A 13,427-nucleotide genomic window follows, 5' to 3' on the forward strand; every position below is an offset into this window, starting at 1 on the left:
AGCATGCGTCTTCCGGATTGGCCGGAACGGATGATCGAAGTCATCCGGGCCCATGAGCGTGCGCCTTTCGAATGGGGCAAGTCCGATTGCTGGTGCTTGGCCATGGATGTCGTCAAGGCAATCACCGGCAGCGATCCCTATGCCCATGTCCGCCGCTACCAGACGGCAGCGGGCTCACGGCGCGTCATGCGCACCGAGGGTTTCGCCTCGATCGGCGATGCCCTGGCGGCTGCCTTTGTCGAGATACCGCCAGTGATGGCGCAACGGGGCGATCTCGGTGTCGTCGTGGTCGAGGGCGCAGAGGCCGTCTGCATTTGTGAAGGTGTCCTCTGGGTCGGCAAGTCGCCGACCGGCGTGGTTCGTTTCCCGCGCGCGCATGTGGCGCGCGCCTTCAAGGTCTGATCAATGCCCGCCATCGCAGGAGCAGCCATAGCCGCGGCGATCGTCGGGGCCAGCAGTGGTGCTGCCTTCACCATTGCCTCGGCTGCGATCACGGCCGCGATCGGCATCGGCATGAGCGTCGGCTTGAGCGCCCTGTCCAATGCGCTGCTCGGACCGAAGAAGCAAACGCCGGGCGGCGGGCAATATGACCTGCAGGTCGGATCCGATGTGCCGCGCACTATCCCGATCGGACTTGTCTCGAGCAAGGGCCATATCGTCTATTGGAACGTCTGGAACGACAATAACGACCGCGCCCAGCTGGTGTTCGCCCTCGCCGATTGGGAATGCGAGGGGCTCGAATATGTCTATGTGAACGGCGAGAAATTCGAGCTGAATCTGAACTCGGAAGGCGACGGCAAGGCGGAGTATGTCGTCGACGGTTACGATGGCCGGATTGTGCTGCGCTGGTACTCAGGCCGGATGGATCAGGCGGCCAATGGCGAGCTTGTCGCCCGCGCCAATCCGCCCGGCCGCTGGACCGCGAACGATCGCCTCGCCGGCATCTGCTATGTGCATGCCGAGCTCAGGCACGCACCGGAGGTATTCCCGGGCGGTATCCCTGAGCTGGTCTTTGTCTTCAAGGGCGCCAAGCTCTATGACATCCGCAAGGATTCGACCGCTGGTGGTACAGGCTCGCATCGTTGGAACGATGTCTCGACCTGGGAGTGGTCGGACAATCCTGCCGTTGCGGAATACTGCTACCGCCGCGGCTTCTGGCGCGGGAGCGAGCTGGTGCTCGGCATGGGGGTCGGGCCCTATGACCTGCTGACCGATTATTACATTGCCGCCGCCAATGTCTGCGACGAGACGGTGAGCGAAGGTAACGGCACGGCAAAGCGCTATGCCTGCTCGGCGATCCTCACCGCCGATGTCGAGCACCGCACTGCCATAACCGCCTTCACCCAGGCCATGGCCGGCTACAGTTACGAGAAGGCCGGCACCTTCGGTCCGATTGCCGGGGCGGCACAGGTGCCGGTTGCCGACATCGTGGAGGATGACCTGGCGCTCGGCTATGTCACGAAGTGGCGTGCAAAACGCTCGCGGTCCGAGCTTCTCAATGCGGTGTTCGGCACTTATACGGACCCTGAGAACCAATGGGGTTCGACCGCTTACGAGCCGATCAGGGACGAGACCTGGCAGGCGCAGGATGGCGGCGAGCGGCTCGCCAGCGAGTTCGATATCGACTCGGTGATCTCGCCCTATCAGGCACGGCGGATCGCCGAGATCCGCCTGCGCGAAACCCGCATGCAGGCGACGGGTGAGATCACGGTCGGCCAGCGGTTCATGTTTTTGGAGCCGGGCGACTGGATCCGCTTCACCAACCGGCAGGGCGGCGAGCGGACCTATCGCATCGCCCGGCGGCGCGAGAATGAAGATCGCACGATCACGTTGCAGATCGGCGAGACCAGCCCTTGGGTTTATGGCATCGGCGCTCAGCCCAACCCGACGCCCGGAACCGTGCTGCCGAACGGGCCCAACCCGCTCACCACCGTCCAGAATGTGCAGCTGCAGGCTGACACAGTAATCGGCGCCGAGGGCCAGACCAGGCCTGCCCTGCATGTGACCTGGACGCCGCCCGATGATCCCGGCGTCGATTCGGTGATCATCGAGTATCGGATCCAGGGCCAGCCGGCGACCATGACCCACCGGGACGATACCCCGGAAGATGGCGAGGCCTGGATTACCCAGGATGTGCTCGCCGGCACGGATTATGAGGTCCGGGTCACCATCACCACCACGCCGCCGCGGGTGACCACGTGGACACCATGGATCGCGATCCAGACCACGAACCAATATGTGGTGCTCGAGGCGGTGCAGGCGCAGCAGGCGATTGGGGATTTGCGAGACTTCCTCGACGAACTCCAGAGCCAGATTGGCCAGGATCAGACGGGCGATTATTCGACGGGCCTCAGGCGCGAGCTGCTCGAGGACATGGAGGCAACGGTCCTGGCGATCGTCGGCGATTACCAGTCTGACCTCACCGTTTCGAAGGAGCGTCGCAAGGCTGAACTCGGCCTGCTGCAAGAGGTCTCGCTGGTCTATGTCCGCGTCGGCAAGACCGAGGCCAGTATTCTGCAGGAAGCGCTTGCCAGGGCGGATGGCGACAGCGCCCTTGCGACCTTGCTGTCGGTGGTCGAGGCCAAGGCCGATCAGGCGACCGCCTCGGGCCGGATGTATTGGGAGGCCTCCGCCGCGCCATCGGGCGTTACCGCTCGCTATTCCGCAATCGTCGAGGTCGACGACAACGAGACCAAGGAAGCGGCAGGCCTGTTCATGGAGGTCGTGCCGGATGGCCAGGGTGGCTATACCAGCCGGGTTGCCGTCCAGTCCGATACCTTCTTCGTCTACGACACTGCGGACGGGGTGCCGAAGGTGGTGTTCGTGGTGGGCACGGTCAACGGGGTGCAGAGCGTCGGAATCAATGGCAACCTGATCGTCGACGGCACCATCAACACCGCGAAGCTCAATGCGACCACCCTCTCAGCCATCACGGCGAACCTTGGCACGGTGACCGCGGGCAAGATGCAAAGCCCAGACGGCAAGTTCCTGATCGACCTGACCAACAAACTCATTCGAATCGAGGTGTGAGATGAAGCGCATCCGCTCATATGTCCGCCGCCTCTATTGGCGGCTTGCCACCCCTCGGCGGGGCCGCATGGTCTCAAGGGACCGCAAGTTCGTGATCGACTTCGCCGATCGTGTGATTCGGATCGAGGTGTAACCCATGCTCGCATGGATGCGACTGATGCGCGATGGCGAGGAGCTCAAGGTGGGCTCGATCGTCGGCGACAAGGGCGGCGTGCCGATCAGGCTGACGAGCGTCTTTCCCGATCGCAACCGGGTGCTGCTCGACTATGAGGCGCCCTGGGGCATCGCCACAAGGGAATGTCTGCCTCATGTGATTGGGGCCGCGTTCGTTTCTGATGAGGGCAGCGAATGACGAAGGTCCTGAACATCAATGGCGTGACCGGCAAGGTCGCGATCTATGACGGCGCCAATGGTGATGCGCCCTTCACCAATCCGCTCGGCAACCTGGGCCTGCTCTATTTCCACTCAGATCTGGACTATGTGGGCACTCTTCAGAAGCAAACCGGCACCTTGACGCTGCCGGCGCGTGGCATTGGCACGGTCCCCTACACCAGCGGCCGGTGGTTCGAACACATCCTCTTCGCCCATGGCCGGGGTGCGCCGCCTCTGTGCGTCGGGCGCGTCGTCAACTTCCAGGAGGGCGGCGGGATCTCGCTGCCGCTCGTCGGCTCAGTTCCGATCCAGAAATCGCATCTCGAGACAGACCCGGGCCATCTCGGCGGGCAGGCAGGCGCCTGGAGGATGATCCACCTGGTGGTCGATGCGACCAACGTGATGATCATGGAATATGCCTACAACATTGCGATCTCGGCCGCTGGCGAAGCATGGCACGCGCTCGATGTGCAATGGGAAGTCGTCGTAACCGATAAGTTGCTGACCTGATGGCGGAAACCCTTTACCTGTCGCCGTCCGCCATGCGTGCTGGCGGTGGGAAGTTCGACACAGCAAAGGACTATCTGACGAAGCGGCCGACCGGCTATGGCATGGCCGGCGGCAAGACGTGGTACTTTTTCTACGACGACAATCACCCCGGCGCGCGATATTCGGTCAATGGCTTCGTCCGGACAAAATACGCGGACACGCAACCCTCGGGCGATGCAGAGGTGACGCTGGTTGAGCCGGCGAGCAGCAGAGTCGTGAGCACCAGTCAGCGCGGCCTCACCGCGCAGAACAATCAGATCCTGATCACCGCGCCTGACGGCCGTGTCGTTCTCGATACAAATGAAAAGCTGTTCCTGGTCACCGACCACATTACCGGGTCGATCACGCCGCCGGCCCGGGCACGAGGCTATAAGGACACGGAAGACTTCTTCCTTGCGGACGTGACGCCAGGGAGCAGCTTCGTGGTCGGCACGCTGACATTCATCAACAACAACGCCACGCGCTGGATGAATGCGGGCGGCACCTTCGTGTCATTCTGGGCCAAGAACAGCAGCAACTATGGCCCTTCGGTGAATGCCATCCGCGGGTTGAGCTTCATCGTCGAAAACAATGAGCTCCTGCTGCGCGACCAGTGCTGCAACGGCGAGGTCAACAACCCAGAGTTCAACAACATCGTCGGCAACCTGATCAACTACAACCTGCTGATCGGCACCTTCGTTTAAGGAAATCTCGAATGGCTTGGGCTTGGTATCGGGCCGGGACCGTATCGGTCACCGCCAATAGCGACGCTGTGACCGGCGCCGGGGGCACGCAATGGGCGGCCGGCAATGTGAAGGCGGGCGATGCCTTCATCGGACCGGACGGCAAGATCTATGAGATCGAGGCGGTCGCGAGCGACACGTCAATTAAGCTGCGGACGGATTATCAGGGCACCACCGCTAGCGGCCAGCAATACGCCATGGCGCCGTTCGCGCCGATGACGCAGGCGGTCTATTCGAAGCTTGTCGAGCTTTTGAACCAGCTGGCCGGCGAACTCAATGTCGGCTCGGTCAAGATCGGCGGCGCCGCCACGGAAGTCGCCCTCGCGGTGCTCGGTGATGTCTCGCTCGAGGCAGACGACAGCGGCAATCAGATCACCACCCTCTCACGCAACTCGGTCTCGCGTGCCGCCCTGCTGATGCTGGCAACGGCAATGGCGCCGCGCGCCCGGGTCGGGCTCGTCAATGACGATACCGACAACCTCCATATCGAGGTCTCGACCGATGGCTCAACCTGGACCCCCGCTCTGAGCCTGCGCAATGCGGACGGGGTTATCGTGGTGCACCAGGGTATCGAGGATGAGCTCGGCAACCCGATCGGCGGCGGAGGCGATCAGCCGATCGCGCCCGGTGACATCGAGGGTGCGGCCACCAACACCACCAGCATCCTCGGCAAGCTCGCGGCTGATGGCACCAAAGCAATGCGCGAGCTGGACCTGGCGGCCCTGCAGCAGGCGCTCGGCACCATTGTCGGCCGCAACCTCACCATCAGCACGTCCGATCCAAGTGGCGGGGCTGATGGCGATCTCTGGTTCAAGGTGACCTGATGCCCGATACAGGATGGCTGCTGGGTGGCGCTGCGGCAAGCAGCGGCAGCGGCGTGGCTTGGTCCACGCCAGAGGCGGTGCTCGTCGCCAATGACGCCAGCTATGCGCAGGCTTCGCTCAGCCTCTTCAGCCAGACCTCGGCTGCCCTGCAGGTCACCGGCTTTGACTTCTCGGCGATCCCCGATGGTGTGGAGATCACCGGTATTGAGGCGCGCATCCGCCGGTATCTCGGTTCCTCGGGGGCGGTTGCAGACGGCAATATCCGACTTGTGGTCGGTGGCACCGCAACCGGACAGAACAAGGCGGCAGCTGGCGGCTGGCCGGCTTCGGCTGCCGACGCCACCTATGGCGGGGCTGCGGATCTCTGGACGCTGACCCCGACCGTGGCGCAGGTTAAGGCGGCGAATTTCGGCATCGCCATTGTTGCCTCGCGGGACAGCGGATCACCGGCCGCCCGCGTCACCACCGTCTGGATGAGGGTGCATTACGCAACTGCCGGCTTCAATCGGCTGAGCACCCGACATGCGGGGACATGGAACACGCCGCAGCCCTTCGCTCGCCATGCCGGCGTCTGGAAGCCGGTCAATGGCGTCTGGGTTCGCCAGGCCGGATCCTGGGTCAAGCTGCTCGAAAGCTAAGAGGTTCGACATGGATAACGGGGGCTGGGGCCGGCTCGACTGGCACCTGGTGCGCGGCAATACCATTCCGCCACTGGACATCATCTGGAAGCCGGACGGCGAAAGCCCGATGGACCTGACCGGCTATGGCGTGGAGCTCATCATCAGCTGGGAGGGTGGCGAGCTTCTGTTCACGCCAGGGCATGGGATGGATGTGGTCCGCCTCGAGGGCCGCATCACGGTTCAGCTCACCGAAGCGCAGGCGGAAAGCCTGCCGCCCGGCAAGGTCGCTCAATACGAGCTCCGCCTGACCGGCCCGGTCGGCGGGACCTTCACCAAACTCAAGGGCTTCATGGTCGTCACCGACACGCTGTTTTGAGGGCTGACATGCAGACGAACACCACAACCACGCTGGTCGAGATCATCGAGCGCTTGATCCCGGGCCCGCCCGGACCGATGCCCTTCCAGTTCGACCCAGAGAATGTCGACTGGCAGCCCGATGTCGAATACCGCGCGAAGACGCTCATTCGTCACGACTTCAAGTATTGGTATTCGCTGCAGCGCACGACCGGCGTCGAGCCCGGCACCGATGATGAGGTTTGGTTCCTGTTCCTCGACGGCGCCTCGGCCGCCGAGCTCTCGGCCGCTGTAGAGGCGTCAGAAGCGGCTCGCGACAAGGCTGAGGCTTGGGCCGATGCCGATGAGGATGTCGAGGTCGAGCCCGGCCAGTACTCGGCCAAGCATGGCGCAGCCAAGGCCGAGGAAGCGCGCGCGGCAACAGCCCAGATCGCGGCGGAGTTCGTTGGCACGGCCAGCGCCGCGGTTGATGCGGTCAATGATGCGCGCGACGATGGCCTGAGCCAGATCTCGACGGCGCGCATGAGCGCGCTCGATGCGATCGGCACTGACCAGGCGGCAGCACAGCAGGCCATTGCGGGAGACCGCGCGGAAGCGCTTGAGGCGATCGACAGTGCGGAAGCCGCCACGCTCGGCGTGATCGAGACGGCAGAAAGCGGCGCGGTTATCGCGGTCGACACAACACGCGATATTGCCATCGACGAGATGAGCGACCTGGCTGCTATTGCCGGGGCTTGGGCAGAGAGCCCGGAAGACGTGCCTGTCCAGCCGGTGAATGTGTCAAGCATTCTGACGGCGATTGGTTGGGATCAGGAGCGCTACCCGCTTCAGATTTTCAAACGGAATGGCCGCTGGCATTCCGATTTCAGCCGGCACCGCTACATCCCCGATTCGATGTTCCAGACCACATTCTGGGTCGACATCAATCGGCCCGATGACAATGGGGACGGCCTAACGCCGGCCACTGCAAAGCGCTCGATTGTCGGGGCGATCCTGGCAGGCAATGCGACCGGTGCGCCGTATCGCATCAATGTCTTGGAAGGTTCGTATTTCCGCCAGAGGGGTTTCAGTAATACACTTCCGACGCAAGCCATCGGCATCTATGGCTACGGCAAGGTTGTCGTTCATATGTCCGATATCCTGACGTATGTGCAGGATGCGACGCATGCGAACCTTTACCGGGCAACTCGAAGCAATGTCGGCCGTGTATTCGATCTCACTCAGACCGACGCACGTGGCGATTATATCGAGCTGCAGCAGTATGCCGACGCGGCAACGCTCAATGCGGCCGGCGGCGTCTCGGGATGGTGCCTCGTCAACACCGACCAGCTCTATGTTCGCCGGGCAGATGGTGCCGCCGTCACGAACGAAAATACCCGCGCAATGCTGACGGTGCCGCGCAACTTCGCGATCGGGCCGAACACCGGCCATGTCTATATGCGCGGCATTGATATCGAGGGCGGTGGCGTCTGCATGGAAACCGCGACTGATAATTTCCCCGCGCGGGTAATTATGGCGGACGACTGCACTTTCAAATATTCAACCGTGGCGCGCAACGTTCGCATATTGACGCCTGGATTGACGGTGTTCCGCCGTTGCGTTGCAGCCAAGGCGTTTGCTGATGGTTTCAGCAGCGATTGGTATAAGACCGACGAGCGCGAGCAGTTCATTCTGTACGAGGATTGCGAAGGGTGGGACAACGGCAATCCCAAAGTCACCGGGACGCTAACCAACTCCAACCAATCTCACACCGGTCACGATCTATCGGTTGCGGTCGATCTGAACGGCAATTATCCGGGCGGCGATCGCGGTCAGAACATTCATTACACCCATGAATCACGCGTCGCACTGTTTGGCGTATCAGCGGCCGATCCGACCCCGGATGGCGTGAACCAATGCGTCAATCTCATGATCAGCAACACGGCGCGCGGTTACGCCGTGGATTGCAACCTGACCGAAGGTGCACAGGCCATTGGATCGATCGGCGTCGCTCAGTCGGCGCAGCTCCATTACAAAGATCTGACCTATGACGGTGCGGTGCTAGTCGATACGGTCGGCGGCGCTATTTTCCAAGAGCTGCCCGACAGTGATGAGGAATTCTCGGCGTTCCATTGGGCGAAGAAGGCCGAAGGCTTTGCCGACAACGCCCAGGTGAGCGCGGGACATGCGGCCGCAGATATGGCCGCCGCACAAGACGCGGTGAACGACGCGCTCACCATCTATGGCAGCATGGATGCGATTGACACGGCTGTCGGCAACTCGCAGGCCGCGAATGCCAGTGCTCAGACCGCAGCCAGCAACGCGGCCGGCTATGCCTCAATCGCTCAAAGTGCATCACAATCCGCCGTTGCGGTCACTGGTCTATCGCAGCTCGGCGAGCGCGTCTCGCAAATCTCGACGGCAAGCAATGTCAGCGCGGTCTACATCTATGACACGACCAAAGATAGCGACGGCGGCGAATGGCGTAGAAAGTGCAAAAACCGTAGTTGGCGCAACGAGCCGCTGAATACGGCGACACGCGGTCCGCGAGCGGACTTTCCACAAAAGGCACTGCTGGTTGCAACCAGTGCGTCAACTGGCGAAGTATTGACCATTTATGATCTAGATGACCCGGCTTGCCCAATGTGGATGCGGTTCGATTACACCCCATCCGCATGGACCGGCGCAAACATGACATTTGTCGGAAGCGGTAGCTTAAAATCTCTCTCGGCTATGAACGGGGTTGTCTATCTCGGCGCATCGACAACCACGGCCGTAGGGGTGACCGCGATTGACTTTATCCTCGATCAATGCCGCGGAATTTCTAACTCGCCCTATTTTGGTGGGCTCTATCGAGGAAAGATTACTCATCGCAATGATGGTCGCGGGTTCATTGGTAATAGTTCAAGCACCGGCATACCCGGAACCAATCCCTCTGTTCTTCCGTCCGCGCAAGTTTGGTGTGTTGCGGCAACTGTGCTGCCCGGAACGCCCCGAAACTCTCGTCGCTTCGGCCTGCCGGATCCGACTGTTGCGGTTGCTACAAATGCCGGCGGGACGGTGATACATTGGGATGGCCGAGTTTGTGTGTCCAACGTCGCGGTGCAAGCAACTTTTGTAGCATGGGCCGATAATGCGCTTTGGTTGGATCGGACGGGTGAACAATTCACCTATCAGGTTCCAATCGCCGGACTCCAGGTTAACCCGTTCGTGCCGGAGCGGTTTTGGAACACTGGATTGCACTCAACGATTAATGCCGGTCCGCATTATCTCGGGATCACCAAAACCGATATGAAGGCGGAGGGCCGTCGCTTCTTTTATGGCGCGGCGGTCGGGCTCAGCGTTATGCGTGCGGAGGATAACCCGCGCAATTATGACAAAGGGCTCGCGGCCAATATCACAGACAAATACAACACCGGCTATATGCCTGATGCGTTGCGGTTTGCGCTTGCGGAAAGTTCGGCCGACCTAACATCGCTGGTCGAGGCCAATATTTTGAACGACGACTTTTCGGCCTACACGGATACCGCAGCAATGGAAGCGGCGGGCTGGGCAGGTCAATTCAGCGCCGTGATTGCACTGAATGCACAACGGCTTGAGTTAATTTCTGGCGGCACAAACATCGCGCGCGTCTCCCGTCAGGTGAGCGGACTGATTCCAGGGCAAGCGTATGAGCTGGCCGCGCTTGTCGATAAGGGCACGGTGACGAGCGGTGGCCTGCTATTATTCGCGTCTATCAATGCCAATCTTGGCGGAGCCTTTGCGGCGTCCTCTTCGACGCAGTCTCCTGCAACAGTCGGAACGATAACGCTCTCGTTTATCGCTCCGGCAGCCTCCTTCTATATCGGGCTCGGCAACACCAACACGACCGCCACCGGAAGCCAGTTCCTCGATAAGATCCAGTTGCGTCGGGTTACTCAAGATCGAACTGTTGCCGGCTACAATTTTCGGGCGGTTGGCACGATCAACCGTGAGGTTGTCGCAGAAGGTGCGGACGTGGCAGCGTATTCCGGTTTCGGTCCCACCAATTATCTAATGGCCGATTACAATCCGGCCCTCGACTTTGGTACGGGCGACGTGTTCATGGCCGGCTGGGCCAACTTGATCCCATCGTCTGGCGTATCAAAGGTGCTCCTTGACAGGTCAGCAAATGCGGGTGGCAACTTATACCCACGCATCTTGCTGTATCGGTCCGGGGCTTCCAACACGCTCGCATTACAGTTGCGCAATCCCGCAGGCAACCAGACCATTCAGTCATCACCTTTCCCCATCGATGATAATCGCTGGCATTTTGTTGCGGCTTGCCGGCGCGCGAACGGTCGAATTGAACTTTATTGTGACGGAGAAGTTTGGATCGGTGGTGTTGCCAACACCTATGATTTCAGCGACCCATTCGGCACGGCCGCGGTTCGGCTTGGCGTACTCACTGACGAGAGCCTGCCGCTCACAAACGGCAAGCTCGCATTGTGGCGGATGGGCGCTTATTGCCCGAGCCCGACGCAAATTCGACAGATGTATGAGGCTGAGAAGCGGTTGTTTGAACCGAATGCCAAGACGCTTTTGCCGGCCGGCGGGGTGCTTAGCCTTTCATATGATCCTGACACAAACGAGTTGGGGACGGGAACGCCGCTGGGCACTGCGGTTTACAAGGATCTGCAACGCATTGCGCTCGTGCAATCGACCTTCGGTAAGAATAAGTCGTTTAACAGCGAATTTTCCGACGCGACGCCCGGCAATCCTGGTTCCTTGCCGTTCGGCGTCAGTCTCAGTGCGCGCGGTTTGTCATACCAGGTCGTTGGACGGGGTTATGAAAACGGCTTGCCTTACATCGATTTCCGTTGGTTCGGAACCACGACATCGGCGGGCGGGATTCAACTTGCCCTTAACACCGCCACGTCATCAGCTGCCGCAGCGGTGCAAGGGCAGACGTGGACCGGAGGCGTCACGGTCAAACGAATCGCTGGTGATCTCACGCCGCTTACAACGCCGGTTTATATCCTCGCGGAGCAAAGCGGCGGTGGCTCGCAGTTGACGTTTAGTTCCACAACGCTGCTAACCGAGAGTGCGCGCACCACACTTACTCGCACGCTATCGCAAGCCAATGTTGCATCGGTGCGCCATCTGCTCCAATGGAACGTGGCCAACGCCGTCAACGTGGACGTGACTTTGCGTATATATGCGCCGCAACTTGAGATCGCCGCCACGCCGAGCGCATATGAGCCGTCTCTCTCCTCTAACGATAACCATAAGGCTGTCGCGATCGCGGCTGGCATTCGCGTCGCAGCAAGCAACAATGGCGTGGATGCTTGGCAGCCGGCTGTCGCAATGCGGGAAAATCTCAGAAAAGATGTTCCGAGCCCGGTTTACGATGCGAGCCGGCCGAATGGGCAGACTGTAACGTTTGATGCTGCTGCAACCGACATATTCAAGCTGCCAATTCTCGAAGGGCAATCGATCGGCTTCACAGCGGATGTGAGCGCGCGAGAATTCGGCAACACTGCGGGTGAGGCGGCTCGATATGTGATCCAGGGCGTTGCACGTCGCGGAATTGGTCTGTCGACTGCCGCGCCCGCCAGTATTGCGGTTAACGCTACGACCACAACGATTTACGAGACCACAGCGACGATGGATTGCATCGCGGCTGCTGATACGGCAGCGCAAGCGCTCGATATCACTGCGACCGGCGTTGCGGGCAAGCGCCTCGTCTGGGATGTGCGGTTGGTTATCCAAGACATGGCGGAGGTTGCCTGATGCGACTTGAACTGACCTATGGCGATCCGTGCCTCGCGCGGGTCTGGTCGCTTCGTGACGGCTTTCCGGTTTGCGAGGTGGATGCGATCCCCTGTTCAGACCCGACAGTCCGCCATGTGGTGGCCAAGAGCGCGGCCATCTCCGAGGCGGTCGAGGTAGTCGAGGCATACGAGGCCGCCCAGCGCGTCCGTGAGCCAGGCTCGGAGATCCCGCAAGAGATCCCCGAACTCGACCCGGAAACCGGCGAGCCCACCGGGGAGATGGTCCCCAACCCTGACTGGCAGGAGATCCCCAAGACGGTCCCGGTCTATGACCCCGACACCGGGGAGCCGGTCGGACAAGAACCTCATCCAGCTTGGGCGGCCTATGAAGCCGCCCAAAGCATTTTAGGGGCGGCGGATGACCTCACCGTCGCCCTGGCGCTGATCCGCGCAGGCGAGCCTGTGAAGATCGACCCTGAGACGGGCGACGTCACCGAGCAGTGGCAAGCATGGCGGGCAGCGGCCGGAGCGGTCGGGGCCGGCATTGCCGATCGGGCTGCCCAGATCGAGCCAGTGGTCGATGTGCCGTTGCCCACAACCATCATCACCAATCGGCAGGCAAAGCTTGCGCTCGTCCATGCCGGTCTGCTCGATCAGGTCAACCAGCTGATGGAAAACCGGCCGGCGGCCGAGCGCATCGAATGGGAATACACATCCACGGTTCGGCGCGACCATCCCCTCATCCTGCAGCTCGCGCCTGCTCTGGGTCTGACTGAAGCGGAGATCGATGACTTGTTCCGTCTGGCGGCAACGCTGGATTAGCGGCCTCAATATAGGAAGGAACTGACGTGACGGGGGCAATCACATGGGAGTTTGTCACGGCAATCGGTGGCGTTCTCGGGGTGCTGCTGGGGCTTTGGCGCTATTTGGAAGCTCGCATCATTCGGGCCGAGCTCGCGGCCCAAGAAATCCGCAAAGATCTCGAGCAACGCCTAGCGCTGCTCAATTCCACCATCTCAGCCGTTCAGCTGATGTCGGCGGAAAAGTACGCCTCACGTGATGTGGTCAAGGAGACCGAGGAGCGCATCGTCTCGGAGCTCGAGCGGATGCGCGATTCCCTCGACCGGCTTAGTGCCCGGGTCGACAACGTAATGCACTCCCGCGGGCCTGTGAAACAGCTGGGGGCCTAGCCGGCCTGATCAAGCAAGTAGGTTCGGGCCGCCGCGAGCGGCCCATTTCATTTTG

The 13,427-nt window shown here is 61.2% G+C and carries 12 protein-coding genes; all 12 read left to right on the forward strand.

The genetic code is table 11. From position 1 onward, the window contains the following. The first annotated feature begins 3 nt into the window (after positions 1 to 3). The 12 genes from RCF49_RS16810 to RCF49_RS16865 are packed head-to-tail and all read left to right on the forward strand — an operon-like array spanning position 4 to position 13,372. Positions 4 to 402 (forward strand): DUF6950 family protein, encoded by a 399-nt coding sequence (locus RCF49_RS16810; protein ID WP_342640943.1) that lies wholly within the window; start codon positions 4 to 6, stop codon positions 400 to 402. 3 nt (positions 403 to 405) lie between these two features. Further along, a complete protein-coding gene (locus RCF49_RS16815) occupies positions 406 to 3,030 on the forward strand; it encodes a phage tail tip fiber protein (RefSeq protein WP_342640944.1) in 2,625 nt (874 codons plus the stop codon). 1 nt (position 3,031) lies between these two features. Continuing rightward, positions 3,032 to 3,163 (forward strand): hypothetical protein, encoded by a 132-nt coding sequence (locus tag RCF49_RS16820; protein WP_342640945.1) that lies wholly within the window; start codon positions 3,032 to 3,034, stop codon positions 3,161 to 3,163. A gap of 3 nt (positions 3,164 to 3,166) precedes the next feature. Continuing rightward, positions 3,167 to 3,382 carry a hypothetical protein gene (locus tag RCF49_RS16825; RefSeq protein WP_342640946.1) on the forward strand — a complete coding sequence of 72 codons (216 nt, stop codon included), beginning with the start codon at positions 3,167 to 3,169 and terminating at the stop codon, positions 3,380 to 3,382. Continuing rightward, positions 3,379 to 3,912, forward strand: a complete 534-nt coding sequence (locus RCF49_RS16830) for a hypothetical protein (RefSeq protein WP_342640947.1) — start codon at positions 3,379 to 3,381, stop codon at positions 3,910 to 3,912. The genes RCF49_RS16825 and RCF49_RS16830 overlap by 4 nt, the downstream gene beginning before the upstream one ends. After that, complete coding sequence (locus tag RCF49_RS16835; RefSeq protein ID WP_342640948.1) at positions 3,912 to 4,634, forward strand: hypothetical protein; 723 nt, start codon at positions 3,912 to 3,914, stop codon at positions 4,632 to 4,634. The genes RCF49_RS16830 and RCF49_RS16835 overlap by 1 nt, the downstream gene beginning before the upstream one ends. 11 nt (positions 4,635 to 4,645) lie before the next feature. Beyond that, on the forward strand, positions 4,646 to 5,497 hold the full coding sequence (locus RCF49_RS16840) for a hypothetical protein (RefSeq protein WP_342640949.1): 852 nt from the start codon (positions 4,646 to 4,648) through the stop codon (positions 5,495 to 5,497). Next, positions 5,497 to 6,135: a hypothetical protein gene (locus RCF49_RS16845; protein WP_342640950.1), complete on the forward strand. Its 639-nt coding sequence runs from the start codon at positions 5,497 to 5,499 to the stop codon at positions 6,133 to 6,135. The genes RCF49_RS16840 and RCF49_RS16845 overlap by 1 nt, the downstream gene beginning before the upstream one ends. Positions 6,136 to 6,145: 10 nt before the next feature. Continuing rightward, complete coding sequence (locus RCF49_RS16850; protein WP_342640951.1) at positions 6,146 to 6,493, forward strand: hypothetical protein; 348 nt, start codon at positions 6,146 to 6,148, stop codon at positions 6,491 to 6,493. 8 nt (positions 6,494 to 6,501) lie between these two features. After that, positions 6,502 to 12,201: a hypothetical protein gene (locus RCF49_RS16855; protein ID WP_342640952.1), complete on the forward strand. Its 5,700-nt coding sequence runs from the start codon at positions 6,502 to 6,504 to the stop codon at positions 12,199 to 12,201. After that, entirely contained in the window at positions 12,201 to 13,004 is an 804-nt protein-coding gene (locus RCF49_RS16860; protein WP_342640953.1) for a hypothetical protein, read from the forward strand. Before RCF49_RS16855 ends, RCF49_RS16860 begins: the two co-directional genes overlap by 1 nt. A gap of 26 nt (positions 13,005 to 13,030) precedes the next feature. Beyond that, positions 13,031 to 13,372 (forward strand): hypothetical protein, encoded by a 342-nt coding sequence (locus RCF49_RS16865; RefSeq protein ID WP_342640954.1) that lies wholly within the window; start codon positions 13,031 to 13,033, stop codon positions 13,370 to 13,372. Positions 13,373 to 13,427: the final 55 nt, after the last annotated feature.

The organism is Rhodoligotrophos sp. CJ14, assembly GCF_038811545.1.
Classification (GTDB): domain Bacteria; phylum Pseudomonadota; class Alphaproteobacteria; order Rhizobiales; family Im1; genus Rhodoligotrophos; species Rhodoligotrophos ferricapiens.

Coding starts and splice junctions, on each gene's coding strand:
- RCF49_RS16810 (WP_342640943.1), top strand. CDS start 4: ATGCGTCTTCCGGATTGGCCGGAACGGATGATCGAAGTCATCCGGGCC.
- RCF49_RS16815 (WP_342640944.1), top strand. CDS start 406: ATGCCCGCCATCGCAGGAGCAGCCATAGCCGCGGCGATCGTCGGGGCC.
- RCF49_RS16820 (WP_342640945.1), top strand. CDS start 3,032: ATGAAGCGCATCCGCTCATATGTCCGCCGCCTCTATTGGCGGCTTGCC.
- RCF49_RS16825 (WP_342640946.1), top strand. CDS start 3,167: ATGCTCGCATGGATGCGACTGATGCGCGATGGCGAGGAGCTCAAGGTG.
- RCF49_RS16830 (WP_342640947.1), top strand. CDS start 3,379: ATGACGAAGGTCCTGAACATCAATGGCGTGACCGGCAAGGTCGCGATC.
- RCF49_RS16835 (WP_342640948.1), top strand. CDS start 3,912: ATGGCGGAAACCCTTTACCTGTCGCCGTCCGCCATGCGTGCTGGCGGT.
- RCF49_RS16840 (WP_342640949.1), top strand. CDS start 4,646: ATGGCTTGGGCTTGGTATCGGGCCGGGACCGTATCGGTCACCGCCAAT.
- RCF49_RS16845 (WP_342640950.1), top strand. CDS start 5,497: ATGCCCGATACAGGATGGCTGCTGGGTGGCGCTGCGGCAAGCAGCGGC.
- RCF49_RS16850 (WP_342640951.1), top strand. CDS start 6,146: ATGGATAACGGGGGCTGGGGCCGGCTCGACTGGCACCTGGTGCGCGGC.
- RCF49_RS16855 (WP_342640952.1), top strand. CDS start 6,502: ATGCAGACGAACACCACAACCACGCTGGTCGAGATCATCGAGCGCTTG.
- RCF49_RS16860 (WP_342640953.1), top strand. CDS start 12,201: ATGCGACTTGAACTGACCTATGGCGATCCGTGCCTCGCGCGGGTCTGG.